The organism is Kineococcus endophyticus (genome assembly GCF_040796495.1).
Taxonomy (GTDB): domain Bacteria; phylum Actinomycetota; class Actinomycetes; order Actinomycetales; family Kineococcaceae; genus Kineococcus; species Kineococcus endophyticus.
This window is the reverse complement of the sequence record NZ_JBFNQN010000008.1, coordinates 261314-286071: the sequence shown is the minus strand read 5'-3', so window position 1 is coordinate 286071 and position 24758 is coordinate 261314. Positions and strand designations below refer to the sequence as shown.

Here is a 24758-nt window from a genome sequence, read left to right as displayed (position 1 = left end):
CCACCGCCGTCGCCGGCAGCAGGCGCTCGGTCGCCTGACCCCCATCGAGTACGAGACACTTCTTCAAGCCGCTGCCGCGGCCTGACCGCCCCTAACGACGAGGGTCAACGAGACTGGGGGCAGACCCTTCGGTCTGTCGTCCTCTCTGCTGCTGTCGATCTTCGGTGACCGGTTGCTGTCTCGAGCAGTCGATGAGCTGCAGCAGGCAGTGGTGGCGGCACCTGGTCGCCGGCGCAGTGAACGGGTGCGTGCGACTGGGGGGCGCCTGTTGGTGGAAGCGGTGGGCATCCCTGTCGTCTACTCGGCGGTGGCAGGTCTGGTCAGGCTGTGGTGACGCCGCGAAGGAATGACCATGAGCAGTCGTGACCGCAGCGACGTCCGACGGCGGGATGACCTTGCGCCGCGCAGACTGTGGGATGACCGTGAGGTCGCCGCAGCAGCGGTATGAGCAACCGAACCGGGACCACCGCGCGAGCACGTCAGGTCGGTGAGGAGCGCGGGTCGTCGAGGAGAAGCAGCGCCCTGTCCGTGAGGCGCTGCAGGTGCGACAGCTGCACTCGGGTGGAGACCGGGGCCAGGGCCGGCCCCCAGGACACCTCGAAGTCGAGCTGCCCGCCCGCTGGCAGGCCCAGGATGCGCGATGCGCTGGAGATGTACCGGACACCGTCCAGCGTGGAGTCGTCGCGGCGTTCGGCCCAGGACAGCCGCCGCTGGGGGCCGTGGTCCAAGGTGACGTGGACGAGGGGATCGTGGGGTCGCCCCGGCCACAACGCTTCCCATTGCGACTGCACGGCGGCCTCGGCGTCGCTGCGCGGCGGCAGGTCCTGGGGGATCAGCGCCGCGTCGGCGCGGGCGAGCAGCCAGACGCTGAGACTGTCGGGGTAGGCGAAGACGCAGCGCAGACCCACCGCGATGCCGGGAGCACGGGCTAGGACCGCGGGCCCGTGCACGACGGCGCCCAGCCGCCGCCAGGTGTCGTCGGACTCCTCGACGTTCCATGGATGCGTCGTCACCGCAGGCTCACCACGCTGTCCTGCAGTCGGTTCAAGCCCTGCAGTTCCAGCACCGTCGTGGTCAGGGGAGCGCTCAGTTCAGGCCAGCCGGCCTGCAGGGTGAGGCGAGAGCGCAGGGGCAGGGCGGGCCACCACACGTCGATGTCCTGGATGTGGACGGGGGCGCCCGGCTCGTCCTGGCAGCTCCCGCGTGTGGTGTGGGCGGCCTGGTGGAGGTGGTGGTGCAGTTCGGGTGCGGTCTGCGGCGGAGGTTCGCTCTCGGTTTGGGGGGCGATGACGGACAACCGGACGGCGTTCACGGGCCGCCGGCGCTGGTCGGGCCGACGCGGCTGGCGACGGCCGCCTCGAGGACCGCCTCGGGTGCCGTGGCGGTCACCTTCGCGGGCGTCGCCGGCGGCTCGCCCGATGGCCTTGACCTGGATCGAGAGCAGCAGCCCCTCCGGGTAGGCGAAGACGCAGCGCAGTCCGATGCCGATCTCCGGTCCTGTGCTGAGGACCGCGGGACCGTGGGCGAGGACTCCCAGTTCCTCGAGGAAGGGCGGCGGGTGGCTGGTCACCTGCTCAGACTGCCGTGGATCGAGAGCACGGTCATCGGCGATGTGCGGGTGATCGTCCTGCTCGGCTTGCGTCCGGACATCGGCATGGGCGGTGAGTCGAAGCGCTCCCGTCAGTCCCACTGACGATCGTCGTTCGGGAGCGTGCCGCTGCGGATCCCCGACCGGGCAGCGGCACGCTGATCATCCCGGTTCCGGTTCTACGGTTGATCCATGAGCGTGCCCCGCGAGGTGCAGGTGGTGGGCGGGGTCGTGCACCGGCCGGCCAAGCCGTGGACGACGACCATCCACAGCCTTCTCCGTCACCTTCTCGCCGCTGGCCTGCCGGTGCCCGAGCCCCTCAGCCTGGATGGTGCCGTCGAGACGGTGCGCCTGGTCCCGGGCGATGCCGGACAGGACTGCTGGCCCCACCAGCTCGGTCTCGACGGTGTTGCCTCAGCCGGTCACCTGCTGCGCCGCGTGCACGAGGCCACCCGGACGTGGGTGCCACCCGCCGACGCCGTCTGGGCGGTGCCCGAGGAGCCTGCGGTCAGTGGCTCGGAGCGGGTCATCTGTCACGGGGACGCACAACCGGCCAACTTCGCATGGTCCGGCGGGATGGCCGGGGGCCTGTTCGACTGGGACAGCGCCCGGCCTGCACCAGCGTGCAGTGATGTCGCCTACGCCCTGGAGTGGCTGACGCCCTTCGAGGATGACCCGCAGGAACTCGCGCGGCGGGGGTTCGCCGATGTGCCCGACCGTCGAGGGCGCGTTCGGGCCTTCCTTGACGGTTACGGCTGGCAGGAGCCACTGGACGTGGTGGGAGCGGTGGTCCACCGCCAGCAGCTCACCATCGACGAGGTGGTGCATCTCGGGAGGGCTGGGCACGAGCCGCATGCGTCGTGGGTGGCGCAGGGGTGGCCGGCGCGGTGGCGGTCCAAGATGGTCACGACTCGTCGCCTGGCTCGTCAGGTCGGTGACGGGCAGGTCAGTGAGCGGTAGTTCGTGTCTCAGCGAAGGACCGTTGAGGGCACAGTCGCTCTCACCTGAACGGGCCTCACGACGAGCGCGGGTACTGCTCGGCCATCGGCATGACCAAGACGTCCGTGACCGCGTGCGTCGCCGACGCGACCGCGCCGTCCAGAGCTCACCGCCGAGCCCGTGAGACCTGTGCCCGGACGGTCTCCGCACGCCGGCCCCGCCGTGCTCCCGGCCGTGAACGCCCTGCCCTGCAACCGCATCGGCGCGGCGCTCGCGACCGGGCGACAGTACCGAACCCTCAGGGCCGGACGGGCTCGGTGTGCGCGTTGACGGCCGCCACCAGCGCCCGCCGTGCGACCGCACCCACCTCCCGCAGCGCGACCGCCCGCGACGTCGCCTCCAGGCTCGTGATCGCGGCGCCGTCGTCCTCGGTGGCCAGGTCCACGATGGCCAGGACCCGCGCAGCGGTCTGCAGCACCCGCATCGCGCGCGGGGACGTCCCCGGCGGCACTGCGTCGGGCGCGAGCGCGCCGTCGCGCACGGCGGCGATGCGGTCGGCGGCCTCCTCGCGCCAGCGGGCGACGTCCAGGCTCGCCAGGGCCTGCGTCGCGGTGGCCAGGGCGACCCGCAGCTCGCGCTCGGACTCGGCGACGCTGGAGCTCTCCGGCACGCGGCGCGGGGCCGCCGAGTGCGCCGTCCACGACACGAACGCTCCCGGTTCCAGCACCGAGCCGAACTCGGTGACCTCCGGCACGAACGCCCAGCGGCCCTCGTGCCCGTCGACCTCCGCCACGACGCACTCGCCGACCTCGAGGGCGGCGACGTTGACGGCCGCGGGACCGGGCAGCCCGCGCGGGTCGCCGGGCACGGGCAGGGCCAGCAGCAACCGGCCCCCCGGGGACGACGCGCCGCCGGCGCCCTCGGCGAGCGCGGCGAGGAGGGTCGTGACGTCGTCGGGGACCGACCGCACCCCGGGCAGCGGGTCGGCCTCCCAGCGGACGGTGTGGGGTTCGTCGTCGCGCAGGACGGCGGAGACGGCGGCGGCCAGGGGGACGTCGGCGTTCAGCACACCCGTGCCCCAGGCGGCCAACCGCGCGGAGCGGGGCAGGTCCAGCACAGCGGCGAGGATACGACTCGTTAGGGTCGCGACCATGAGCGACGTGCTGGACCTGTCCGCGGTCACCGTCCGGCGGGGGAGCAGCGTGCTGCTCGACGCCGTCGACCTGGCCGTGGGCAGCGGGGAACGCTGGGTCGTCCTGGGGCCCAACGGGGCCGGGAAGTCGACGCTGCTCTCGATCGCCGCCGGCCGCCTGTTCCCGACCTCGGGCACCGTCGGCATCCTCGGCGAGGTCCTCGGCCGCGTCGACGTCTTCGAGCTGCGCCCGCGCATCGGCCTGGCCAGCACCGCCCTGGCCGGCGCCGTGCCCAACCGCGAACGCGTCCGCGACGTCGTGGTCACCGCCGCCTACGGCGTGACGGGCCGCTGGAACGAGGAGTACGACCCCGACGACGAGGCCCGCGCCGCCGACCTGCTCGCCCTCCTCGGCGTCGCGCACCTGGCCGACCGGGCCTTCGGCACGCTCTCGGACGGGGAGCGCAAGCGCACCCAGATCGCCCGCGCCCTCATGACCGACCCCGAGCTTCTCCTGCTCGACGAACCCGCCGGCGGCCTCGACCTCGGCGGCCGCGAGGACCTGCTGCGACGGCTGACGGCGCTCGCGGGCGACCCCGACGCCCCGACGCCGGTCATGGTCACCCACCACGTCGAGGAGATCCCCGTCGGCACCACGCACGCGCTGCTGCTGCGGGCCGGGCAGGTGGTGGCCGCCGGGCCGGTCGAGCAGACGCTCACCTCGACCTCGCTGTCGGACACGTTCGGCCTCGCGTTGGAGGTCAGCGCGCGCCAGGGCCGGTACGCCGCCCGCGCCGTCTGACGAGGCGGGCACCCGGCGCGCCCCGCGGCGTCCTGGGCCGGTCAACGGAGCCGCGGCTCCCGCAGGGCCAGGCGGCTTCCCCGTCCGCGGCGGTGGGGGACGAACCTCACCCCCGGGCGTTCCGTGCGGCCGGGACCGCCTCGAAGGCCGTCGTGTCCCTCCGGTGCCCGACGGCCACACGCTCCTGCTGGCGGCCCTGAACGTCGAGGACCACCTGCAGCTGCGGGGAACGGCCGGTCTGACGCCGAAGAACCGCGAGCAGCCCCGCAGCGTGGCCGCACCCGACCCGGCGTCGCGACGACGGTCCGGGTGCTTCCTCGGCTGCGGGCCGAGCGACCCCGCGTCCGGGATGTCCTGGGGTACGGCCGCGGTGCTGCTGCTGGGCGCGCCGGTCGGGTGGTCGCCCGGGCGCCTCGCCGACGATCGCAACCACCGGACGGTCCCCTGCCCTGACGCGGGTCCCGGCTCAGGGACGCAGGAGCTCGGTCTCCCAGCCGCCGACCTCGTCGCGGGAGTAGCGCAGCCTCAGGTGGTGGCCCTCGGGGTCGGCCTGGAAGAACTCCATCCGCCCGGCGTCCACCCCCCACAACCGCCACGTCGGGGCCGAGGCCGCGCCGGGTTCCTCCAGCTGCAGCAGCTCGCTGGGGTCACCGAGGGCGTCGGACAACCACACCTCGTCGTGCAGGGGACGGCTCTGCCGGTCCTCCAGCGCCTCGGTGCGGGCGTGCGCGGACAACCGCTCGAACGCGGCCGCGGTGCGGGCCTCGTCGGCGGACCGGACCGTCCCGCGCACCCGCACCTGCCGGCCCTGCTGCGGCCAGTGGAAGACGAGCGCGGCGACGGGAACCCGGCCCAGCTGCTTGCCCTTGGGACTGGTCTCGCTGGCCGCCAGCCAGAACGCGTGGTCGTCGACGTCCTCCAGCAGCGTGACGCGCGCGTCGGGGCGGCCGGCGACGTCGACCGTCGCCAGCGTCATGACGTGCGCGGCGGGCACGTCGTGCGCGACGGCCTCCCGCAGCCACAGCTCGAACAGCACCACCGGGTCGGCGGGCGCGGACCCGGGGTCGAACGCGGGCGCCTGCGGACGGGGCCAGGACAGCTCGGCGAGGAACCCGGACAACTCACTGCGCACCCCGCGACGGTAGCCCGTCGCCGACCCCGCCCCGGACGCGGCTCCACCAGCCCGCGGGACGCGGTCCCGCAACGTCGGGGGCGACCCTCAGGGGCCGACGTCCCACAGCGCGCGGTAGTACGCCGTGCGCACCGGGTCCGGGCCCACCCCGTACGCCCGCAGGAACTCCTCCTGCCAGCCCGGCCCGTAGTTCCAGTCCAGGCTCATCGTCGCCACCGCGATGTCGGCCCACCGGTCACCCCGCCCGACCCCCGACAGGTCCACCCACGCCACGGCCTGCCCCGTCGCGTCGTCCAGCAACGTGTTCGGTGCGCACGCGTCGCCGTGGCAGACGACGACGCGGTCCACCGCCGGCGGCTCCCGCAACGCCGACGCGTCCCCCACCGCCCGCTCCAACCGGAACGGCACCGACCAGTCGAACGGGCACTCCTGCACCGGCAGCTCGTCGTGCCACCGGCGCAGCGCCCGCCCCAGGGACGGCACCGCCACCTCCGGGCGCGCGATCCAGTCCGGGTCCACGGCCGAACGGCCCGGCAGCGCCGCCGACACCAGCCACGACCCGTCCCCGTCGGCGCCGGCCTCCAGCACCTCCGGCACCGGCAGCCACCGCCGCGCCCACCCCGCCTTCACGGCCTCACCCGCCAGGTCCAGCGCCACACCGGGCGGAGCCCACTTGCAGAACACCGTGCCCTGCGGCCCCTCGAGCCGGAACGTCGTGCCGCCCAACGCGTTCACCCACGCCGCCGGCAACGCCGCCACGTCCGGCGGGGCGCCCCAGCGGGCCAGGACCGGTCGCAACGCGGCAGGCACCGGCACGGGTCCGTCGGGCACCTGACTGCTCGGACCGCTGATCGGGACGCTCACCCGGACCAACCTAGGGGCGGCGTCGAACCGTTTCCCACGCTGCCTCGTGGTGTCCTCGAGAAGGCGCCACGACGTACGGGGACGCACGAGGACGAACGGGGAGGACCACAGGTGACCGATGCCGACGAGGAGCTCGTGCGTGCCCTGCACGACGAGCACGCCGGCGCCCTGTGGGCGTACGTGGTCTCCCTCACCGGAGACCGCGTCAGCGCCCACGACATCGTGCAGGAGACGCTCCTGCGGGCCTGGCGCCACCCCGAGTCCCTCGACCCCGCCCGCGGGTCCACCCGCGCCTGGCTGTTCACCGTCGCCCGCCGGCTCGTCATCGACGACTGGCGCTCGGCCCGCAACCGCCGCGAGAGCGTCCACGCCGACGTCCCCGACCGCGCCGTCGTCGACGAGTCCGAGCAGGTGCTGCAGCAGTGGGTCGTCGCCCAGGCGCTGACCCGGCTGTCCGCCGAGCACCGCGCCGTCCTGCGCGAGTGCTACTTCGCCGGCCGCTCCGTCGCCGACGCCGCCCGCACCCTCGGCATCCCCGAGGGAACCGTGAAGTCCCGCACCCACTACGCCCTGATGAACCTCAGACTGGCCCTGCAGGAGATGGGGGTGAGCCGCTGATGAACCAGCCGTTCCACCACGAGCACCACGACCACCACGGTGGGGGTCCCGACGCCGACCCGTACGAGACGACCGCCGGCCCGTACGTCCTGGGCGCCCTGTGCCCCTCCGAACGGGCCGACTTCGAACGGCACCTGCGCACCTGCGCGGACTGCCGGCGCAGCGTCGAGGAGCTCGCCGGCCTGCCCGGCCTGCTCGCCCGCACCCCCCGCGAGGTCGTCGACACCCTCACCGAGGACGACCCGCACGCCGCCCTGCGCCAGGGCACCGGCGTCCCCGACACCGTCCTGCCCGGACTGCTGCGCGCCGTCCGCCGACGCCGACTCGTCCGCCGCGCGGCGCTCGCGGGCGGCCTGGTCGCCGCCGCGGGTCTCGTCGCCGCCGTGGTCACCGACGGGCTCAGCGCCGGCACGCCGGCGGGGACGCCCCAGGCCCTGCCCTCGACGTCGGCGTCCGCACCGGCGACCCCGGGGGGCCAGAGCGGGGACCCGTTGCCGATGGACCCGCTGGTGCCCACGCCCATCACCGCCACCGTCGCCCTCACCGAGGTCGGCTGGGGCACCAAGGTCGACCTCGTCTGCGCCTACGCCGACGCCTCGACCTCGCAGTCGTACGAGTACGCCCTCGTCGTCACCGGCACCGACGGCAGGACCCAGGAGATCGGCTACTGGACCGCGGTCCCCGGTCACGACGCCCAGCTCAGCGGGGCCACGTCCTGGTCCCCGGCGCAGATCAGGAGCGTGGAGATCCAGACCACGAGCGGGCTCACCGTCCTGCAACGCCAGGAGACCTGAGCCGCACCCCACGGGGCGGCGCAGGGCCTGCGGAGCTCAGCTCCCGAAGCCCTGCGCCGCCAGCTCGTCGGCCACGCGCTGCACCATCTGCACGTACCAGTCGGCGTGGTTGTAGCGGAACACCGCCGACGCCTCGGCCTCCCGGCCCTTCCCGGCCCCGTTGGCGCACAGGTACGCGGCCGCGGTGAACACCGCGTCCGCCGGGTCCTGCGCGTCGACGTCGCCGTCCCCGTCGCCGTCCACGGCGTACGCCGCGAACGTCGCGGGCATGAACTGCATCGGCCCCACGGCCCCCGCCGAACTCGGCCCGGTGTTCACCCCGTGCCCGCTCTCGACCTGCCCGACCGCGGCCAGCAGCTCCGGCCGCATCCCCGGGCACGTCGCCGCACCCCGCACGTACAGGCCGGCGTAGTCGGCCGGCACGCCGCGCGCGTGGACCGTCGCCGCCCGCCCGGCCGCCGAGGCGTTCAGGGACGCGGCCGCCGCCTGCGCCGCCGCCAGCGCCGCCGCCGCGTCCTCCGCCGCCTGCAGCCGGGCCGCCTCGCCCTGCAACGCCTCCACGCGGGACTGCGCCAGCCGCAACGCGTCGTCCGCGCGGCTCACCTGGGCCGCCACGTCCCGCATCGTCGCCACCGCCGCGGTCGCCCCCGACTGCGCGTCCAGCGCCCGCTGCCGGGCCGCGGACGCCCCGGCCTCCTGCTGCGCCACCCGCTCGCGGTCGGTGCGCCGGACCGCCGCGAACGCCCGCTCGGCCACCGCCGGGTCACCCCCGGACACCGCCGAGGACAGCAGCGCCAGCCCGCGGCGGGCCCCCGCCGTCCCCGCGCCCAGCGCCCCGTCCATGTACAGCGACCGCACCCGCGCCGTCGCGGCGGCCTTCTCCCGCTCGGCCTGCGCCGCGGAGCGGTCCGCCTCCACCTGCGCCTGCACGCTCTGGCTCACCGCCGACCCGACGGCCGCGGTGGACCGGGTCAGCTCGTCCTGGGCCCGCGCGACGGCGGACCCCGCAGCCTGCGCCGCACTCACCGCGGCCGCCGCGTCGGCCCGCGCCTGCGCCGCCGTCCGACCCGGGTCGGCGCTCGCGGGCCCGGCGGCCAGCAGCCCCGCGCCGGAGGCGGCGGCGAGCAGGAGGGCGGCGGTGCGCACGCGGGCCGGTGCTCGGGTCGTCACCGGGAGGGCATCGACAGCGGTGGTGGTCGTCTTGAGGAGGGCCCACGAGATCACGGACGGGCCACCCCGTGAGCAGGGCGTGATCAGGTGGTTACCCGATATGCTCCGCGGCACGACGCTGGATCCTCACACGGTTCTCACGAGGAGGATTCATCGCCGCCGGGGTCGGGAACAGGTACGGGGGAGCGGCCGTGACGGTGTCCCGCGACGAGGGGGTGGGCAATGGGTGCTGCGGGTGACGTGGCGCACCGGGGCAGGTGGCACCGGCGGCTGGACGCCGTCTGCGCCGACCCGGAGGCCCTGAGGCTGGTCCTGCACCCCGTGGTCGACGTCGCCGCCGGTCGCGTCGCCGGGTACGAGGTCCTCAGCCGCTTCGCCTCCGACGTGCCCACCGAGCAGTGGTTCCGCGCCGCCCGCGCCCTGGGCCGGGACGCCGACCTGGACCGGGTCGTCCTGGACGGTGCGCTGCGCCTGCTGCCGGACCTGCCGCCGGGCACCTTCCTCACGGTCAACGCCAGCCCCACCTCGCTGGCCGACCAGCGCGTGCTGGACGTCCTGACCTCCCACGACCTCACCGGCGTGGTGCTGGAGCTGACCGAGCACGCCGACTGCGACCCGGCCCAGCTCACCGACCCGCTGCGGATGCTGCGGGCCCGGGGGGCGCTGGTCGCCCTGGACGACGTGGGCACGGGCCACTCGGGGTTGCTGCGGATGGCCGTCGTGCGTCCGGAGATCCTCAAGGTGGACCTGCAGCTGGTCCGCGACCTGCACCGCGACCTCGTCAAGCGCTCGCTCGTGCAGTTCCTCGGCGAGTGCGCCGGCCGGCTGGACGCCTGGATCATCGCCGAGGGCGTCGAGACGGTCGACGAGCTGGACGTGCTGCGCGGCATGGGCGTCCCGCTCGTCCAGGGGTTCCTGCTGGCCCGGCCGCAGGAGGATTTCGTCCAGCTCGGGGCGGAGGCGCGGCGGCTGCTGGAGGTGCCCCAGGCCGCCCAGAACGCCCACGCCGCCGACGCCTTCGAGGGACCCGAGGGCCACCGCCGGTCCCGCGCGGCGGCGGGGCGCACGCGCCGGGCCCGCGACCTGACCCGGCGCACCAAGACCGACCGGAGCGTCGGGGACGCCCTCCGCTCGGCCACCGAGCAGAGCGCCCCGGTCGTCGTCGTCGACGCCGACGACGTGCCCCGGGTCCTGGTGCTGCCGGCCGAGCGTCCCGGCGCGCTGCCGCGGGTGGAACCGGTGGACGTCACCGTGGCACCCGAGACGGCCGTCACCGACGTCGCCGCCCGCGCCGTGGCGCGCTCGGCCGGGGTCCGCTTCGACCCCCTGGTGTGCACCGACGCCGCCGGTCGCTACGTCGGCGTCGTGGGGGTCGAGGACCTCGTGCTGGACCTGGCGGTCACCTCCGGCGGCGTCGCCGCGCCGCAGGAGGCGGGAGGTTGGAGGATGGGCGCGTGAAGGCCTTCCGCTGCGGGGACGTCGTCCCCGGCTGCGCCCGCGAGTTCACCGGCACCGACCGCCAGGACATCCTCGACCAGGTCGCCGAGCACGCCCGGTCCGACCACCGGGTCGAGGTGGACCTGACGCTCGTCGAGGCCGTGGAGGCGAACCTGCAGGACCGCTGAGCGGTCAGTCGGCCAGGCGCGCGGGGAAACCTCCGGTGGCCACCGGCCCCCAGCGCTCGATCGTCAGCCGCATGAGCGACTTGCCCTGCGTGCGCATGGCCTGGCGGTACTCGTCCCAGTCCGGGTGCTCCCCGGAGATGCAGCGGAAGTACTCCACGAGCGGTTCCACGGCGTCCTCGCCGTCGACGACCTCCCACCGCCCGTCCACCTGCACCCACGCGCCGCCGAAGTCGTCGGACAGCACGAGCACCGAACCCCGCGGGTCGCGGCGGGCGTTGTTCGCCTTGGCGCGGTCGGGGTAGGTCGAGACCACGATCCGGCCCGACTCGTCGACGCCGGCGGTGACGGGGGAGGACTGGGGGAAACCGTCGGCCCGGAACGTGGAGACGACGACGTTGTGGCGGACGCGGACGAAGTCCAGCAGTTCGGGCAGCTCGACGCGACGCGCGGTCGCGATGGTTCGCGGGCTCATGCGACCGGACGCTACTCTGCTCGGCGCCCAGCACCACCCACGAGAACGCGAGGAGGCGTCGTGCACACGGTCGACGGGTCCGACGGCGGCACCAGCGCAGGGCCCGGCAACGGGCTCGGGACGGGGCTCAAACCCCGGCACATCACCATGATCTCCATCGCCGGCGTCATCGGCGCCGGCCTGTTCGTCGGGTCCAAGAACGCGATCGCCGAGGCCGGGCCGGGCGTCCTGCTGTCCTACGCCCTCGCCGGCACCCTCGTGGTGCTCGTGATGCGCATGCTCGGCGAGATGGCCACCGCCCAGCCGGACACGGGGTCCTTCTCCACCTACGCCGACCGCGCCCTCGGCCCCTGGGCGGGGTTCAGCGTGGGCTGGCTGTACTGGTGGTTCTGGGTCCTCGTCATCCCCGTCGAGGCGACGGCCGCCGCGGACATCCTGTCCAGCTGGCTGGGCGCGCCGCAGTGGGTGTGGGCGCTGGCGGTGACGTTGCTGCTGACGGCGACGAACCTGGCCAGCGTCGGGAACTACGGCGAGTTCGAGTTCTGGTTCGCCGGCATCAAGGTCGTCGCGATCGTCGGGTTCATCGTCGTCGGGATCCTGGCCATCACCGGTGTGCTCCCCGGTTCCGACGTCCGCGGCACGCCCGGGTTGTCCCTCGAGGGCGGGTTCCTGCCGAACGGTTTCTCGGCCGTCCTCGCCGGGATGCTGCTGACGATGTTCAGCTTCATGGGCACCGAGATCGTGACGATCGCGGCGGCGGAGTCCCCGGACCCGCAGAAGGGCGTGCGCCGGGCGGTGAACTCCGTCATCGGTCGCATCGCGGTGTTCTACCTGCTGTCGATCTTCGTCGTGGTGGCCCTGGTGCCGTGGAACTCCCCGGACCTGGAACGCGACGGGTCCTTCCAGACGACGCTGCAGACGATCGGCATCCCCGGTGCCGCGACCATCATGGACATCGTCATCCTCACCGCCGTCGCCAGCTGCCTGAACTCCGCGCTGTACACGGCCTCGCGGATGGTGTTCTCGCTCTCCCGGCGCGGGGACGGCCCGGCGTGGCTGTCGCACGTCTCCGGTCGCGGCGTGCCGTACCCGGCGATCCTGGCCTCCACCGTCGTCGGTTTCGTCGCGGTCGTGGGGAACTACCTGCTGCCGGAGCGGATCTTCAGCATGCTGCTGGCCACCAGCGGCGCCCTGGCCCTGGTGATCTACGCCATCATCGCGCTGTCGCAGCTGTCGATGCGCCGCCGGCTCGACGCCGACGGGGTGCAGCCGGCGGTGCGGATGTGGCTGTTCCCGTGGCTGACGTACGCGGCGCTGGCGTTCATCGTCGTCGTGCTCGTCCTCATGGTGGTCCTGCCCGGACAGCGCCTGGAACTCGTCCTGTCCCTGGTGCTGACGGCGGCGGTCGTCCTCGTCGGCGTCCGCCACCAGCGCTCGGCGTCCGCGCGCTCGGTCGACGTCAGCGGCCGGGACGTCACGGCCGAACGCTGACCGTGTCCGGGCCCGTCCTGCGGACCCTGCAGCCCCACCGCGGCGCCGTCCTGGCCGCGGTGGGGTTCGCCGTCGTCGGCGTGGCCCTGCACCTGCTGGGCGTCACCGGCGGGCGTGGTCCGGCGGTGCTGCTGCCGTTGCTCGTCGTGTGCACCGCCCACCTGACCCTCGCGCGCGCCCCGGTGGCCACCGCCGTCCTGGCCACGGCCGCGGGCGCGGCCTCCCTCACCGTCGGTCCGCTCGGGGCCGGCGACAGCCCCGCGGACGGGCCCGGCGACCCCGTCGTCCTGTTCGCCCTCGGCAACGTCCTGCACGGGGCGTGGACGGCGGCCACGCCGGCGCGCCGGGCGTGGCTGGAGGCCGGGGGCGCGGTCCTCGTCGTGGTCGGCGCCGGCTGGGCCCTGACCGTCGAGGGCCCGGGCACGGCGCTGGGTGTGGCCTGCGGGCTCGCCGCGCTCCTGCTGCTGCCGCAGTGGTGGGCCCGCGACGTCGACCGCGGCGCGCAACTGGCCCGCGAGCGGGCCGCGCGCGAACGTCAGGCCGAGCGGCTGGCGACGGCCCGCGACCTGCACGACGTGGTCGCCGGGCACCTGTCCGGCATCGCCCTGCAGACCGAGGCCGCCCTCGTCGCCGCCCGCGCCGGCGGTGCCGACACGACCGTCCTGGCCGGGGTCCGCACCGCCAGCGTCGAGGCGCTGCAGCAGATGCGGGTCCTCGTCGACGTCCTGCGCACCGACGACCCGGCGCGCCCGGTGGACGGGCCCGTGCCCACCCTGGCCGCGGCCGTCGAGCTGGCGCGCGCCGCGGGGCTGCAGGTGCGCACGGACTGGCCCGCGGACCTGGCCGCCGGCACCGACCCCCGGCTGCCCGCGGGTGCGCCGAGCCCCGCCCCGGTCGCGGTGGTGGCCCACCGCGTGCTCACCGAGGCCCTCACGAACGCCCGCAAGCACGCCGCGGCCGGCCCCGTGACCGTCCAGGCGAGCTGGACCGCCGACCTGCTGCTGCTGCGCGTGGACTCACCCCTCGCCCCGCGGCGCACGGCGGGACCGGCCGGCGAGGGGGCGGGCCTGAGAGGTGTGCGCGAACGCGTCGCGGCCGTCGGCGGCACCGTCCGCGCCGGCGCGGACGCCGCCGACCCGGCGCTGTGGCGGCTGGAGGCCCGGCTGCCCGCCTCCGCGCCCGTCTCGGCGGTCACCGTCTCGCCGGTGGGCGCCCGGTGAGCGACGGGGCCACGGTCCGGGTCCTGCTCGCCGACGACCACACGGCCGTGCGGGCCGGTCTGCGCGCGGTCCTGGGCACCGCCGGCACCGACGGCGGCACCGCGGTCGAGGTCGTCGGGGAGGCCGCCGACGGCGCGACCGCGCTCGCCCAGGCCCGTGTCCTGCGTCCCGACGTCGTCGTCATGGACCTGCGGATGCCCGGCACCGACGGCGTCGCCGCCACGGCCACCGTCGTGGCCGAGGGGCTCGCAGAGGTGCTGGTGCTGACGACGTTCGACGACGACGAGCTCGTCCTGGCCGCCCTGCGCGCCGGGGCGGCCGGCTTCCTGCTGAAGACCGCCGACGCCCCGACCCTGCTGGACGCCGTCCGCCGGGTGGCGGCCGGGGAGGGCGTCGTCGCCCCCGAGGTGACCCGCACGCTCCTGGCGGCCCTCGACCGTGCCCCCGCCGCCGCACCCGCCGGACCGGACCTGTCCGCGCTCGTCGGTCGCCTCACCGACCGCGAGGTCGACGTCCTGCGCCACCTCGGCCACGGCCGCAGCAACGCCGACCTGGCCACCGCCCTCGGCATCTCACCCCTGACGGCCAAGACCCACGTCTCCCGCCTGCTCGGCAAGCTCGGCCTGACCTCCCGCACCCAGGCGGCGCTGCTGGCGCGGGACGCGGGCCTGACCGGACCGCCTCCGCCCGGCACACTGGGGGCGTGAAGGTCCTGCTCGTCGAGGACGAGGTCCGCCTCGCCGACACCGTCCGGCGCGGTCTGGTCGCCGAGGGCGTCACCGTGGACGTCGCCCACGACGGGGGCACCGGGTACGAGCGGGCCCTGCACGGCTCCCACGACGTCCTCGTCCTGGACCTCATGCTCCCGGGCCGCAACGGGTACGAGGTGTGCCGGGACCTGCGCGCGGCGGGCGTGTGGACGCCCGTCCTGGTGCTGACCGCCAAGGACGGGGAGTACGACCAGGTCGACGCGTTCGACCTCGGCGCCGACGACTACCTGACGAAGCCGTTCTCCTTCCCCGTCCTGCTGGCCCGGTTGCGGGCCCTGCACCGGCGCGGTGCGCCCGAACGGCCCGTCGTCCTCACCGCCGGCGACCTCGTCCTGGACCCCGGCAGCCACCGCGTCGAGCGCGCGGGGGAGCCGGTCACGCTGACGGCCCGCGAGTTCGCCCTCCTGGAACTGCTGCTGCGCCGCCGCGACGAGGTGCTGTCCAAGACCGAGATCCTGCGGGCCGTGTGGGACCCGGTGGTGGACCACGACCCCAACGTGGTGGAGGTCTACGTCCGGTACCTGCGCAAGAAGATCGACATCCCCTTCGGGCGCAACGCCCTGCAGACCGTCCGCGGTGCCGGCTACCGGCTCGCCGCCGACGGGGGCTGACCGCCCTCCCCGACCCCGTCGTCCAGCCCGTCGTCCAGCCCGTCGTCCAGCCCGTCGTCCAGCCCGTCGTCCAGGGGCAGCGTCAGCCGCACGCACGCCCCGCCCCCGGGACGCTCCCCGACGCGCACCGTCCCGCCGTGCGCGGCGACGACCTCCGCGACGATGGCCAGCCCCAGACCCGTGCCGCCCGCGCCGCGCTGGCGGCTCTCGTCCAGGCGCACGAACCGTTCCAGGACCCGCTCGCGGTCCGCCTCCGGCACCCCCGGGCCGTCGTCGGCGACCGAGACCACCGCCACGGGACCGTCCGGCCCCGGCTCCCGCGCCACCGACAGCTCCACGAGCTGCCCGGCGTGCCGGGTGGCGTTGTCGACGAGGTTGCGCACCGACCGCGCCAGCGCGCCCGCGTCCCCCCGCACCCGAGCCGGCACCGTCGTCACCTGCACCCGCAGCGCCGCACCTCCGGGCCGGTCCCCGCCCAGGGTCCGCGCCCGCACGGCCTCGGCCTCCACGACCTCGTCGAGGTCCACCTCCGCGGGCGTCGCCGGCACCAGCCGCCCCTCGTCGGCGCGGGCCAGCAGCAGCAGGTCACCCACGAGCCCCTCCAGCCGGCCGCTCTCGGACGCCACCAGGTCCGCGAACTCGGGGTCGACCTGCCCGCGCCACACGTGCGCCGCCGCCCGCAACGTCGCCACCGGTGACCGCAGCTCGTGGCTGGCGTCGGCCACGAACCGCCGCTGCGAACGCTGCGAGGCCTCCAGCCGCGCCAGCATCGAGTTCATCGTCACCGCCAACCGCGACACCTCGTCGTCCCCGGCCGGCACCGGCACGCGCCCGTCCAGCCCCGTGGCCGTGATGCCCTGCACCGTGGACCGGATGGCCTCCACCGGCCGCAACGACCGCCCCACGAACGTCCACGTCGCCACCGCGATCGCCCCCAGCAGCACCGGCGTCCCCACCGCCAGCAACGCGGCCGCCACGCGCAGGACCCGCTCGGCGTCCTGCGTGCTCTCCGCCGCCACCACCCAGAACCGCTGGTCGTCCACCTCGGCGCCCAGCACCGTCACCACCCAGGGTGCCGACCCGTCCAGCTGCGGCAGGTCCGCCGTCTCGCGCTCGACCCCCGCCTCACCGGGCCGCAGCCCCGTCAGCGCCGGCTGCCCCTGCAACGCGACGCTCGAGACCACCACCCGCCCGTCGGCGCGCACCACCTGCACGTGCGAACCGCGGTCGGCGTCCGCGCCGACCACCGAGCGCAGCTGCTCGCCGACGTCCCCGCGGTCCAGCGCCTCCGGCGTCACCGCCAACCGCACCAGCCGTGCCTGCAGCAGACCCGTCTCGGCGTCCGCCGTCGTCAGCGCGTGCCGGACGACGGCCAGCCCCACGAAGGCGCCGGAGACGACGAGCACCGCCAGCAGCCCCGTCGCCGCCACCGTCGAGCGGACCCGCACCCCCGCCCCGCGCCACCACCCGATCACCGCACCAGCATGCCGTTCCAGCACGGCCCCCACGTCCCGTTGAGCTGCAGCGCGCTGCAGCACCTAGCGTCGGGACATGCAGTCCCCCCTCCGCCCGTCCCACTCGTGCACGGAGTCCCACTCGTGAGCATGGAGAACGTCGCCCACACGGCGCTGTGGAAGGCGATGAGCGCCCCCGACGGCACACCCGAGGGCCGGCCCTTCCGGCCCACGACGCCCCGCCGCGTCCTGGCCATGGCCCGCGAACGGTCCCGGCTGCTCACCCTCTTCGTCGTCGGCAGCGTCGTCCTGGCCGTCCTCGCCGTCGCCACCCCCGTCCTGGCCGGCCGCGCCGTGGAGGCCGTCGGCACCGGCGACCGCCCCCGCGTCGTCACCCTCGCGCTGCTCATCGCCGCCGTCGCGCTCGCCGAGTCCGCCCTCGGCCTCGTCGTGCGCTGGCTGTCCGCCACCCTCGGCGAGGACCTCATCCTCGACCTGCGCACCCGCGTCTTCGACCACGTCCAGCGGATGCCCGTCGCCTTCTTCACCCGCACCCGCACCGGCGCCCTCGTCAGCCGCCTCAACAACGACGTCCTCGGCGCCCAGCGCGCCTTCAGCGACACCCTCTCGGGCATCGTCAGCAACGTCGTCGCCGTCGCCCTCACCGCCGTGGTCATGATCGGCATCTCCTGGCAGATCACCGTCCTGGCCCTGGTCCTGCTGCCGGTCTTCCTGCTGCCCGCCCGCCGCTTCGGCCGGTCCCTGGCCCTGCTCGCCCGCCGCGCCGCCCACCTCAACGCCGCGATGATCAACCAGACGACCGAACGCTTCTCCGCCCCCGGCGCCACCCTCGTCAAGCTCTTCGGCCGCCCCCAGGAGGAGTCCCGCTCCTTCGCCGCCGCCGCCCGCGCCGTCCGCGACATCGGCGTCACCACCGCCGTGCGGCGCAGCGTCTTCGTCACCGCCCTCACCCTCGTCTCCGCGCTCGCCCTCGCCGTCGTCTACGGCGTCGGCGGGGTCGCCGCCATCGCCGGCACCCTCGACGCCGGCAGCATCGTCACCCTCGCCCTCCTGCTCACCCGCCTCTACGCCCCCCTCACGGCGCTCGCCAGCGCCCGCGCCGACGTCACCAGCGCCCTCGTCAGCTTCGACCGCGTCTTCGAGGTCCTCGACCTCGTCCCGCTCGTGCGCGAACGTCCCGACGCCCTCGCCCTGCCCGACGGCCCCGTCGCCGTGGAGTTCGACCACGTCGGCTTCGGCTACCCCGCCGCCTCCGACGTCTCCCTCGCCTCCCTGGAGGACGTCGCCACCCTCGACACCCGCGGCGGCGTCCCCGTCCTGCACGACGTGTCCTTCCGCGTCGAAGCCGGCCAGGTCTTCGCCCTCGTCGGCTCCTCCGGGGCCGGGAAGTCCACCCTCGCCCAGCTGCTCGCGCGCCTGTACGACGTCGACTCCGGCGCCGTCCGCGTCGGCGGGCGCGACGTCCGCGACCTCACCGCGGAGTCGTTGCGCCGCACCGTCGGCGTCGTCACCCAGGACGGGCACCTCTTCCACGAGTCCCTGCGCTCCAACCTGCAGCTGGCCCGCCCCGAAGCCACCGACGCCGACATCCTCGACGCCCTGCACCGCGCCCGCCTCGCCGACCTCGTCGCCGCCCTTCCCGAGGGCCTGGACACCGTCGTGGGGGAGCGCGGGTACCGCTTCTCCGGTGGGGAGCGGCAACGGCTCACCATCGCCCGCCTGCTGCTGGCCCACCCGCGCATCGTCGTCCTCGACGAGGCCACCGCCCACCTCGACAACGCCTCCGAGGTCGCCGTCCAGGCCGCCCTCGACGAAGCCCTCGAAGGCCGCACCGCCATCGTCATCGCCCACCGGCTCTCCACCGTCCGCAACGCCGACCAGATCCTCGTCCTCGAGGCCGGGCGCATCGTCGAACGCGGCACCCACCGCGAACTGCTCGCCCTCGGCGGCCGCTACGCCGAACTGCAACGGCACGGAGGGGAGCAGCGGGAGGACGAGGAGGAGACACCCTCCGTGGGCCTCACCCCCTGAGCACCCGCTCCACGAACCCCGCCTTCGCCGCCGTGTACGCCGCCCGGTCCGCGCCGTGCGCGGCGGCGAGCGCGGACTTCAGCGCCGTGTACTCCGCCCGCAGGGACGCGCTGCCGCGCAACGCCTCCCGGAAGCCCAGGTAGGCCCGCCACCGGGGACCCTCGTCCACGACGACGTGGAGGAGGTGGGTGCGGAACCCCCGCGCGCGGCCGAAGACGAGGTCGTCGGGAATGCCCACGTCCCCGGGGAAGTCGTACCCCAACCCCGCCATCGACGGCGCCAGCGCCTCCGCGTCCGCCAGGTCCCGCACCGCCACCGCCAGGTCCACCACCGGCTTGGCCGCCAACCCCGGCACCGCCGTGCTGCCCACGTGCTCCACCCGCAGCACCCACGGCGCCCCCGCCGCCAGCACCCGCGCCGCCTCCCGCCGGCCCTCCCGCGCCCAGCCCTCCTCGTGCAGGACCACCCGCACCTCACCGTCCCGCAGCCCCAGGTCCACGAGTCGAGGGTGCCAGCTGCCACACTCCGGGACGTGGCCGTCCACCACCCCGCGACCATCGCGCCCACCAAGCGCGAACTGCTGCAGGCCTGGGTGCCCCGCCAGCCGTGGACCGGGGGAGGCGACCTCACAGAGCTCACCCCCGTCGGCTCCTACCGCTTCGACGACCCCGACGGCGAGGTCGGCATGGAGACCCACCTCCTCGCCACCCCCGACGGCCGCGTCCTGCAGGTGCCCCTGACGTACCGCGGAACCCCCGGACCGCCCGACACCCTCGTCACCACCATGACCCACACCACCCTCGGCGACCGGTGGATCCACGACGGCTGCCACGACCCCGTCCTGCTCACCGCCCTCGCCACCACCGTCCTGCACGGCGGACGCGAAGCCGACCTGGACGAAGCCACCCCCGACGGGCTCACCCTCCTGCCCGCCACCACCCACGTCCGCGGCGACGGCCCCACCCCCGGCGCCCCCACGCACCCCGGCGACTGGACCCACCCGCACGTCGAGCACACCGGCACCACCACCGTCGTCCGCGCCCCCCGCCACAACCACGGCCTGCGCCTCGTCCTGCCCCGCGTCGTGCACCCCGTCCCCGTACCAGGCGCCACGCTGCGCGGCACCTGGCCCGGCCAGGACACCCCCGTCGTCCTCGCCGTCCTCACCCCCGACCCACCCCCGACCCCCTGACGATCACCCGCCCGGGCGGTCCTGCCCCCGAGCACCCACCCCCACCCACCCCGGGGTGGTGCAATGAACGGGTGTCCTGGCACCACCCGTCCCCGCCACCCGGCCCGCCCACCGCGCCGTACGGCCCCCCGCCCCACCGGGCCGCGCCCTCCCCGGCGCTCGCGATCGTCGGCCTCTGCACCGGCATCGCCTCCCTCGCCCTCGTGCCCCTCCTCGGCCCCTTCGCCATCGCCCTCGGCATCGCCGGCGTCGTCACCGGCGGCATCGCCCTCGGCCGCCGCCTGCCCGGCCGCGGCATGGCGCTCGCGGGCGTCATCACGGGAGCGGTCGGTACGGTCGTCGCGATCGTCGTCACCGTGGTGATCTTCGTGACCTACGGCGCGCTCTTCCTCGCCGTGGCGCTGTCGCCCTCCGGATGGGACACGGGAGGTACGACCGCCCCCGACGAGGGGCAGTCGGCGGGGGAGCACGCCTTCGGCGAGACCGCCGAGCTCGACGAGTACACCGTGAGCGTCGACGGGGTCAGCACCCGCGGGGACGTCGTCTTCGCCGACCTCACGGTCCAGTTCACCGGCAGCGGTTCCGGCGACTCCTACGAGGACCTCTACGGCTACCTCTACGACGTCGACGGCTACGAGTACGACGCGACGGACTGCATCCAGACGCTCTCACCCGACGCCGCCGACCTGCCGGACCTGGACCCGGGGCAGAGCGCCACGTTCCAGATGTGCTTCGAAGGCGTCCAGGACCCGACCGGCCTCTGGATCGAGGTGGAGGACGAGGCGCAGAGGACCTACGCGGGCTGGACGGACCCCGCCACGCTCGAGGGCTCCTCCGCGGGTGCTGGAGGGATGGTCTGACGTCTGGGCGGCAGATCTTCGGAAACGGTCACCGAAAAGCGTGACGACTGCTTGACTGGCTGTGATCCAACGAGATCACAACAGATGCACAGGAGTCTCCGCATGTCGCAGTTCGTCGCCCCACCGCCGCCGCAGTCCGTCCCCACCCGGGGCAAGGGGCTCGCGGTGGCCGCCCTCGTCCTCGGCATCGTCGCCGCGGCGGGATGCCTCGTACCCCTCCTCAACATCGGCAGCATCGTGCTGGCCGTCGTGGGGCTCGTGCTGGGCATCATCGCCCTGGCCCGCCGCGCCGACGGCAAGGGGCTGTCGATCGCCGGCGTGGTCCTGTCCGCTGCCGCGATCGTGGTCGCGATCGCGGTCAACGTCGCAGCCGGGGCGGCGCTCACCGCGGTCGACGAGGCGGTGGACCAGGCGTCGGCCGACGCGACCAACGGGTACAGCACGGTGGAACCGGAGGCTGCCGAGGAGGCCGCCGCGTCCGCGCTCGCCCTGGGTGCGCCGGCCGAGGTCGGCGACTACTCCGTGACCGTCACCGCGGTGAACCAGGACGCCACCCAGGTCATCGCCGACGCCAACTCCTTCAACGAGGCGGCCGACGGGCGGTACGTCCTCGTCGACCTGACCGCGACCTACAACGGTGACCAGCCCGAAGCGAACCCGTGGATCGACCTCACGACCGGTTTCCAGGGCACGGACGCCCGCAACTACTCGACGACGTCCTGCGACGCCGTCGTCCCGAACTCCGCTGTCGAGCAGCCCGGTCTGCGGGCAGGGGGGACGGCGTCGTACCAGGTGTGCTTCGACGTCCCCGTCGAGGCCATCGCCGGCGGTCTGGTGTCGGTCGAGCAGTTCGCGAACTTCCAGGACGACCAGGTGGCGTGGAAGCTCGGCTGAGCTAGTCCCCGAGGACCTTCCGGCACAGCCGTTCCAGCTCGGCCAGCTCGTCGGCCGAGAGCGCCGAGAATTCCCGGGCGATGCCGGCCGCGTGCCGGCCACCGATCTCGCGCTGCGCTGCGGCGCCGTCGTCGGTCAGCACGACGACGACGCCGCGGCCGTCGTGCGGGTCGGGTTCGCGGGTCAGCAGACCGCGCGCGGCGAGACGGTCGACGAGCCGGCTCAGCGAGGGTTGCGGGAGGTAGACCTCCTCCGACAACCCCCCGAGCCGGCACCGTCCGCCGGAGCGGGCGAGCGTGTAGAGCACGTCGTACTCCCGCACGCTCAGCCCGCCCCACACGTCCTGCGTGTCGAACCGCCGCAGCAGCGTCGCCTGCAACCGGAACACCTGCTCCCAGGCCCCGACCGCGGCCCGGGTCCGGCCGTCAGGCACCGGGCGCGGCGAGGGCCGCCTTCGCCGCGGCGCGGGACGCGTGCGAGGGCGGGTCGCTCGGCACGCCCGCCGGCCGACGGGCCTCGAACTCCTTGCGCAGCGCGGGGACCACGTGCTCACCGAGCATGTCGAGCTGCTCCAGGACCGTCTTCAGCGGCAACCCGGCGTGGTCCATGAGGAACATCTGGCGCTGGTAGTCGCCGAAGAACTCCTGGAACGTCAGCGTCTTCTCGACGACCTGGTCGGGCGTGCCCACGGTGAGCGGGGTCTGCCGGGTGAACTCCTCCAGCGACGGCCCGTTGCCGTAGACCGGGGCGTTGTCGAAGTAGGGGCGGAACTCGCGCACCGCGTCCTGGGAGTTCTTCGCCATGAACACCTGCCCGCCGAGCCCGACGATCGCCTGCTCCGGCGTGCCGTGCCCGTAGTGGGCGTAGCGCTCCCGGTAGAGGGTGATGAGCCGGATGTAGTGCTCCTTGGGCCAGAAGATGTTGTTGGCGAAGTAGCCGTCCCCGAAGTACGCGGCGATCTCGGCGACCTGCGGGGTCCGGATCGACCCGTGCCAGACGAACGGCGGCACACCGTCCAGCGGGCGCGGGGTCGAGGTGAAACCCTGCAGCGGGGTCCGGAACTCGCCCTGCCAGTCGACGACCTCCTCGTCCCACAGGCGGCGCAGCAGCTGGTAGTTCTCGACCGTCAGCTCGACCCCGCGGCGGGGGTCCTGCCCGAACCAGGGGTAGAGCCGGCCGTCGTTCCCGCGGCCGAGGACCAGGTCGACGCGGCCCTCGCTGAGGTGCTGGAGCATCGCGTAGTCCTCGGCCATCCGCACCGGGTCGTTGGTGGTGATGTGCGCGATGGACGTCGAGACGGTCAGCCGGGTGGTGCGCGCGGCGATCCACCCCAACAGGGTCGTCATGGCGGACGGCACGAACGGGGGGTTGTGGTGCTCACCGACCGCGAAGACGTCCAGGCCCACCTGCTCGGCGTGCTCGGCCATCGTCACCAGCGCCTTGATGCGCTCGTGCTCGGTCGGCGCACGGCCGGTGGTGGGGTCGGGCGTGATGTCGCCGACGCTGAAGATCCCGAACTGCATGTCGCGCTCCTCGTCGAAGTCCATGCATCTGCATGTATCTCGTTGAAGACTACACGACTTGGATCTGTTCCCGGCGGGTCAGCCTCGCCGGGCGAGCCGGGACTTGCGGTAGCCGTAGGCGAGGTAGACGGCCAGGCCGAGCAGCATCCAGATCCCCAGCCGGATCCAGCTCAGGCCCGGCAGGAAGCCCATGAGCACCAGGGCCAGGACCGCGGAGACGATCGGCAGCACCGGGACCCAGGGCATCCGGAAGGCCCGCGGCAGGTCCGGCCGCGTGCGGCGCAGGACGACGACCCCGATCGAGACGAGGACGAAGGCGAAGAGCGTGCCGATGTTGACCATCTCCGCCAGGTCGGAGATCGGCGTCACGGCGGCGACGACGGCCACGACGACCCCGGTGACGGCCGTGATGCGCAGCGGCACCCCGGTGCGCCCGTCGACCTTGGAGAACCACGACGGGATGAGCCGGTCCCGCGCCATCGCGAAGAGCACCCGGTTCTGGCCGAGCATCAGCACCATCATGACCGTCAGCAGGCCGACGACCGAGCCCACGCTGATGAGCGTGGCGACGACGTCGGCGCCGACGGCCCGGAACGCGTTGGCCAGCGGCGCGTCGACGGAGATCCGGTCGTACTTGACCATCCCGGTCACGACGAGGGAGACGAGGACGTAGAGGACCGTGCAGATCGCCAGCGACCCGAAGATGCCCCGCGGGACGTCCCGCTGCGGGTTCTTCGTCTCCTCCGCCGCCGTCGCCACGATGTCGAAGCCGATGAAGGCGAAGAACACCAGCGCCGCAGCCGTGAGGACACCGCCCACGCCGAACGTCCCCAGCGGGACGCCGAGGTCCTGCCAGAGCGAGGGGTCGGGCGGGGTGCTCGCGGCACCGCGGGAACCGGACGGCGGCACGAACGGCGACCAGTTCGACACCTTGACGAAGAACAGGCCCGCGACGATCACGATGCCCACGACGGTGAGCTTGACCGCCACGACGACCGCGTTGACCCGCGCCGAGGCCTTGGTCCCCACGCACAGCACCGCGGTGAGCACGAGGATGACGGCCGCGGCGATGAGGTTCGGCTGGGTGGGGGAGGGCGACGTCGAGTAAAGCCACTCCGGCACCTGCAGCCCCAGGGTCTGGCTCAGCAGGTCCGCCGCGTAGCTGGACCACCCGACCGCGACGGTCGCCGCGCCCAGGGCCAGTTCGAGGATGAGGTCCCAGCCGATGATCCACGCCACCACCTCGCCGAGGCTCGCGTAGGAGAACGTGTAAGCGGACCCCGCGACGGGGACGGTGGAGGCGAACTCGGCATAGCACAGCGCCGCCAGCGCGCAGACGACGCCGGCGACGACGAACGACAGCGTCACGGCCGGCCCCGCACGGGTGCCGGCTGCCTCACCGGTCAGGACGAAGATGCCCGTCCCGATGATGACGCCCACACCGAAGACGGTGAGGTCCCAGGCGCCCAGCGTCTTCTTCAGCCGGTGCTCGGGTTCGTCCGTCGTCGCGATCGCGTCCTCGACGCTCTTCGTCCGGAAGATGCCCACGGACGGC

The 24758-nt window shown here is 74.4% G+C and carries 27 protein-coding genes; 15 read left to right on the top strand and 12 right to left on the bottom strand.

Annotated elements, in window-relative coordinates; genetic code table 11:
• Window positions 1-479: 479 nt before the first annotated feature.
• Window positions 480-1013, bottom strand: a complete 534-nt coding sequence (locus AB1207_RS13580; RefSeq protein WP_367638907.1) for a hypothetical protein — start codon at window positions 1011-1013, stop codon at window positions 480-482.
• Window positions 1010-1570, bottom strand: coding sequence for a hypothetical protein (locus tag AB1207_RS13575; RefSeq protein WP_367638906.1), 561 nt, complete (start codon window positions 1568-1570; stop codon window positions 1010-1012). Before AB1207_RS13575 ends, AB1207_RS13580 begins: the two co-directional genes overlap by 4 nt.
• Here AB1207_RS13575 and AB1207_RS13570 point away from each other — a divergent pair.
• Entirely contained in the window at window positions 1559-1693 is a 135-nt protein-coding gene (locus AB1207_RS13570) for a hypothetical protein (protein WP_367638905.1), read from the top strand. The two genes, AB1207_RS13575 and AB1207_RS13570, sit on opposite strands and share 12 nt — an antisense overlap.
• An 87-nt stretch (window positions 1694-1780) precedes the next feature.
• Window positions 1781-2548 carry a phosphotransferase enzyme family protein gene (locus AB1207_RS13565; protein ID WP_367638904.1) on the top strand — a complete coding sequence of 256 codons (768 nt, stop codon included), beginning with the start codon at window positions 1781-1783 and terminating at the stop codon, window positions 2546-2548.
• A 277-nt stretch (window positions 2549-2825) separates the two neighbouring features.
• On the opposite strand, the gene AB1207_RS13560 is transcribed toward AB1207_RS13565, so the two are convergent.
• On the bottom strand, window positions 2826-3644 hold the full coding sequence (locus tag AB1207_RS13560) for an Rv1486c family protein (protein WP_367638903.1): 819 nt from the start codon (window positions 3642-3644) through the stop codon (window positions 2826-2828).
• A 34-nt stretch (window positions 3645-3678) separates the two neighbouring features.
• Here AB1207_RS13560 and AB1207_RS13555 point away from each other — a divergent pair, with 34 nt between their 5' ends.
• Window positions 3679-4461: an ABC transporter ATP-binding protein gene (locus AB1207_RS13555; protein WP_367638902.1), complete on the top strand. Its 783-nt coding sequence runs from the start codon at window positions 3679-3681 to the stop codon at window positions 4459-4461.
• A gap of 466 nt (window positions 4462-4927) precedes the next feature.
• Here the strand turns inward: AB1207_RS13555 and AB1207_RS13550 are convergent, their stop codons facing one another.
• Both AB1207_RS13550 and AB1207_RS13545 read right to left on the bottom strand, forming a co-directional pair.
• A complete protein-coding gene (locus AB1207_RS13550; protein ID WP_367638901.1) occupies window positions 4928-5593 on the bottom strand; it encodes a pyridoxine/pyridoxamine 5'-phosphate oxidase in 666 nt (221 codons plus the stop codon).
• A gap of 87 nt (window positions 5594-5680) precedes the next feature.
• A complete protein-coding gene (locus tag AB1207_RS13545; RefSeq protein ID WP_367638900.1) occupies window positions 5681-6457 on the bottom strand; it encodes a phosphotransferase in 777 nt (258 codons plus the stop codon).
• A gap of 111 nt (window positions 6458-6568) precedes the next feature.
• Between AB1207_RS13545 and AB1207_RS13540 the strand changes: the two genes are divergently transcribed.
• Window positions 6569-7075, top strand: a complete 507-nt coding sequence (locus AB1207_RS13540; RefSeq protein WP_367638899.1) for a sigma-70 family RNA polymerase sigma factor — start codon at window positions 6569-6571, stop codon at window positions 7073-7075.
• Entirely contained in the window at window positions 7075-7869 is a 795-nt protein-coding gene (locus tag AB1207_RS13535; RefSeq protein ID WP_367638898.1) for an anti-sigma factor family protein, read from the top strand. The genes AB1207_RS13540 and AB1207_RS13535 overlap by 1 nt, the downstream gene beginning before the upstream one ends.
• A 36-nt stretch (window positions 7870-7905) precedes the next feature.
• Here AB1207_RS13535 and AB1207_RS13530 read toward each other — a convergent pair whose 3' ends face one another.
• Complete coding sequence (locus AB1207_RS13530) at window positions 7906-9093, bottom strand: lytic transglycosylase domain-containing protein (RefSeq protein ID WP_367638897.1); 1188 nt, start codon at window positions 9091-9093, stop codon at window positions 7906-7908.
• Window positions 9094-9261: 168 nt separating this feature from the next.
• Here AB1207_RS13530 and AB1207_RS13525 point away from each other — a divergent pair, with 168 nt between their 5' ends.
• Window positions 9262-10497: an EAL domain-containing protein gene (locus AB1207_RS13525; protein ID WP_367638896.1), complete on the top strand. Its 1236-nt coding sequence runs from the start codon at window positions 9262-9264 to the stop codon at window positions 10495-10497.
• Entirely contained in the window at window positions 10494-10664 is a 171-nt protein-coding gene (locus AB1207_RS13520) for a DUF1059 domain-containing protein (RefSeq protein WP_367638895.1), read from the top strand. The genes AB1207_RS13525 and AB1207_RS13520 overlap by 4 nt, the downstream gene beginning before the upstream one ends.
• Before the next feature lie 4 nt (window positions 10665-10668).
• On the opposite strand, the gene AB1207_RS13515 is transcribed toward AB1207_RS13520, so the two are convergent.
• Entirely contained in the window at window positions 10669-11136 is a 468-nt protein-coding gene (locus tag AB1207_RS13515) for a PPOX class F420-dependent oxidoreductase (protein ID WP_367638894.1), read from the bottom strand.
• A gap of 60 nt (window positions 11137-11196) precedes the next feature.
• Here AB1207_RS13515 and AB1207_RS13510 point away from each other — a divergent pair, with 60 nt between their 5' ends.
• From AB1207_RS13510 to AB1207_RS13495, 4 genes are read left to right on the top strand one after another with little or no spacing between them, the layout of a single operon-like run.
• Window positions 11197-12627: an amino acid permease gene (locus tag AB1207_RS13510; protein ID WP_367638893.1), complete on the top strand. Its 1431-nt coding sequence runs from the start codon at window positions 11197-11199 to the stop codon at window positions 12625-12627.
• Between the two features lie 2 nt (window positions 12628-12629).
• Window positions 12630-13847 (top strand): sensor histidine kinase, encoded by a 1218-nt coding sequence (locus AB1207_RS13505; RefSeq protein WP_367638892.1) that lies wholly within the window; start codon window positions 12630-12632, stop codon window positions 13845-13847.
• Window positions 13844-14554 (top strand): response regulator, encoded by a 711-nt coding sequence (locus tag AB1207_RS13500; RefSeq protein WP_367638891.1) that lies wholly within the window; start codon window positions 13844-13846, stop codon window positions 14552-14554. Before AB1207_RS13505 ends, AB1207_RS13500 begins: the two co-directional genes overlap by 4 nt.
• Complete coding sequence (locus AB1207_RS13495) at window positions 14551-15228, top strand: response regulator transcription factor (RefSeq protein ID WP_367638890.1); 678 nt, start codon at window positions 14551-14553, stop codon at window positions 15226-15228. Before AB1207_RS13500 ends, AB1207_RS13495 begins: the two co-directional genes overlap by 4 nt.
• Here the strand turns inward: AB1207_RS13495 and AB1207_RS13490 are convergent.
• The gene (locus AB1207_RS13490) at window positions 15201-16703 is read right to left on the bottom strand and encodes a sensor histidine kinase (protein ID WP_367638889.1); all 1503 of its coding nucleotides are present in this window, start codon (window positions 16701-16703) and stop codon (window positions 15201-15203) included. The genes AB1207_RS13495 and AB1207_RS13490 overlap by 28 nt on opposite strands.
• 123 nt (window positions 16704-16826) lie before the next feature.
• On the opposite strand from AB1207_RS13490, the gene AB1207_RS13485 reads away from it, so the two are divergent.
• Entirely contained in the window at window positions 16827-18734 is a 1908-nt protein-coding gene (locus tag AB1207_RS13485) for an ABC transporter ATP-binding protein (protein ID WP_367638888.1), read from the top strand.
• Here the strand turns inward: AB1207_RS13485 and AB1207_RS13480 are convergent.
• Window positions 18724-19233: a GrpB family protein gene (locus tag AB1207_RS13480; RefSeq protein ID WP_367638887.1), complete on the bottom strand. Its 510-nt coding sequence runs from the start codon at window positions 19231-19233 to the stop codon at window positions 18724-18726. The genes AB1207_RS13485 and AB1207_RS13480 overlap by 11 nt on opposite strands.
• Window positions 19234-19266: 33 nt before the next feature.
• Here AB1207_RS13480 and AB1207_RS13475 point away from each other — a divergent pair, with 33 nt between their 5' ends.
• The 3 genes from AB1207_RS13475 to AB1207_RS13465 all read left to right on the top strand — a co-directional run bounded on the left by AB1207_RS13475 (window position 19267) and on the right by AB1207_RS13465 (window position 21680).
• Window positions 19267-19926 carry a maltokinase N-terminal cap-like domain-containing protein gene (locus tag AB1207_RS13475; RefSeq protein ID WP_367638886.1) on the top strand — a complete coding sequence of 220 codons (660 nt, stop codon included), beginning with the start codon at window positions 19267-19269 and terminating at the stop codon, window positions 19924-19926.
• A gap of 71 nt (window positions 19927-19997) precedes the next feature.
• A complete protein-coding gene (locus AB1207_RS13470; protein ID WP_367638885.1) occupies window positions 19998-20786 on the top strand; it encodes a DUF4190 domain-containing protein in 789 nt (262 codons plus the stop codon).
• A gap of 102 nt (window positions 20787-20888) precedes the next feature.
• Complete coding sequence (locus AB1207_RS13465) at window positions 20889-21680, top strand: DUF4190 domain-containing protein (protein ID WP_367638884.1); 792 nt, start codon at window positions 20889-20891, stop codon at window positions 21678-21680.
• A 1-nt stretch (window position 21681) separates the two neighbouring features.
• On the opposite strand, the gene AB1207_RS13460 is transcribed toward AB1207_RS13465, so the two are convergent.
• The 3 genes from AB1207_RS13460 to AB1207_RS13450 all read right to left on the bottom strand — a co-directional run bounded on the left by AB1207_RS13460 (window position 21682) and on the right by AB1207_RS13450 (window position 24751).
• Window positions 21682-22113, bottom strand: a complete 432-nt coding sequence (locus tag AB1207_RS13460; protein ID WP_367638883.1) for a MarR family winged helix-turn-helix transcriptional regulator — start codon at window positions 22111-22113, stop codon at window positions 21682-21684.
• Entirely contained in the window at window positions 22106-23203 is a 1098-nt protein-coding gene (locus AB1207_RS13455; RefSeq protein WP_367638917.1) for an LLM class flavin-dependent oxidoreductase, read from the bottom strand. Before AB1207_RS13455 ends, AB1207_RS13460 begins: the two co-directional genes overlap by 8 nt.
• Window positions 23204-23281: 78 nt before the next feature.
• Window positions 23282-24751 (bottom strand): amino acid permease, encoded by a 1470-nt coding sequence (locus AB1207_RS13450; protein ID WP_367638882.1) that lies wholly within the window; start codon window positions 24749-24751, stop codon window positions 23282-23284.
• Window positions 24752-24758 lie beyond the last annotated feature (7 nt).

What these genes read in the sequence shown, in the direction of transcription:
- AB1207_RS13465 (WP_367638884.1), top strand. Translation starts at nt 20,889, where the DNA reads ATGTCGCAGTTCGTCGCCCCACCGCCGCCGCAGTCCGTCCCCACCCGG.
- AB1207_RS13555 (WP_367638902.1), top strand. Translation starts at nt 3,679, where the DNA reads ATGAGCGACGTGCTGGACCTGTCCGCGGTCACCGTCCGGCGGGGGAGC.
- AB1207_RS13535 (WP_367638898.1), top strand. Translation starts at nt 7,075, where the DNA reads ATGAACCAGCCGTTCCACCACGAGCACCACGACCACCACGGTGGGGGT.
- AB1207_RS13565 (WP_367638904.1), top strand. Translation starts at nt 1,781, where the DNA reads ATGAGCGTGCCCCGCGAGGTGCAGGTGGTGGGCGGGGTCGTGCACCGG.
- AB1207_RS13515 (WP_367638894.1), bottom strand. Translation starts at nt 11,136, where the DNA reads ATGAGCCCGCGAACCATCGCGACCGCGCGTCGCGTCGAGCTGCCCGAA.
- AB1207_RS13525 (WP_367638896.1), top strand. Translation starts at nt 9,262, where the DNA reads ATGGGTGCTGCGGGTGACGTGGCGCACCGGGGCAGGTGGCACCGGCGG.
- AB1207_RS13455 (WP_367638917.1), bottom strand. Translation starts at nt 23,203, where the DNA reads ATGCAGTTCGGGATCTTCAGCGTCGGCGACATCACGCCCGACCCCACC.